Consider the following 1,272-nt stretch of genomic DNA (forward strand, 5'->3'; position numbering starts at 1 on the left):
CGTAGACTACTTGAGTCGGAACATCCCCCACTACCATGCGTGGCGTAGACGTCTTCAGCGAGCAGTTGTTCACGGTCAAGCGGCTGGAAGAGTTCATCCCGGCCGAGCACCCATTGCGTCCGATCCGCGAAATGGTCAATGAGGCGCTTCGGCGCTTGGATGGGCTGTTCGAGCGCATCTACGAGCCGGTGTGGAAGGGTGGACGTCCGAGCATCGCGCCGGAGAAGCTGGCGCGGGCAATGCTGCTGCAGGTGCTCTACAGCATCCGCTCCGAGCGCCAGTTGATGGAGCAGGTGCAGTACAACTTATTGTTTGGCTGGTTCATCGGCCTGTCGATGGACGATGCGGTGTGGGTGCCGACGGTGTTCACCAAGAACCGTGAGCGGCTGATCGAACACGACGTGGTGGTGGCATTGTTCAACGAAGTCGTGGCGATGGCCGATGCCAAGGGCTGGCTGTCGGGCGAGCACTTCAGCGTGGACGGCACGTTGATCCAGGCCTGGGCCGGGCACAAGAGCTTCGTGCGCAAGGACGGCGATGAAGATGGCGACGGCACGGACTTCCGCGGCAAGTCTCGCAGCAATGGGACACACGCCTCCACGACCGATCCCGATGCCCGGCTGTATCGCAAGGGCAAGACCGCCAGTGAGCTACGCTACATGGGCCATACGCTGGCGGACAACCGCCACGGGCTGATCGCCAATGCGCGGGTAACCCATGCCGACGGCTACGCTGAGCGTGAAGCGGCCAAGGCCATGATCGGTGATGCACGTCTGGCCAACCCGGACGGTGCGCTGACGCTGGGCGCGGACAAGGGCTACGACGCATCCGAGTTCGTCGAGGCGTTGCAGGAAATGGACGTTGCGCCTCACATTGCACAGAACACCAGCAACCGTCGCTCAGCGGTTCCAGATGATGTGGCAGCAAGCGATGGCTACGCGATCTCGCAGACGAAGCGGAAGCTGATCGAGCAGGGCTTTGGCTGGGCCAAGTTGATCGGCAACATCCGACAAGTGACGGTGCGGGGGCTGGAGAAGGTGGATCAGATGTTCATGTTGAACATGACTGCCTACAACCTGGTGCGCATGCGCACCTTGGGACAGTTGTGCCTACGGGCCGGGAAAACGGCATGAAAGAGGCTGAAAACAGATCGAGTCAGACGTTGAAGGCCACGCATCGGCGCCTGCATGGTCAATTGTTCGCCACTTCTGACATGTACTGGAAAATTCCGCTGGTTGCGCCTCGCGTCGCGGCTGGTATTTCAGCAGCCTG

Annotated in this window: 1 protein-coding gene; it reads left to right on the forward strand. The window is 61.0% G+C overall.

Annotated elements, in window-relative coordinates:
- Positions 1–35 precede the first annotated feature (35 nt).
- Complete coding sequence (locus XarbCFBP7408_RS21945; RefSeq protein ID WP_104564695.1) at positions 36–1,133, forward strand: IS5 family transposase; 1,098 nt, start codon at positions 36–38, stop codon at positions 1,131–1,133.
- Positions 1,134–1,272: the final 139 nt, after the last annotated feature.

The sequence above is a fragment of the Xanthomonas arboricola pv. guizotiae genome (assembly GCF_002940205.1).
Lineage (GTDB): Bacteria > Pseudomonadota > Gammaproteobacteria > Xanthomonadales > Xanthomonadaceae > Xanthomonas > Xanthomonas arboricola_C.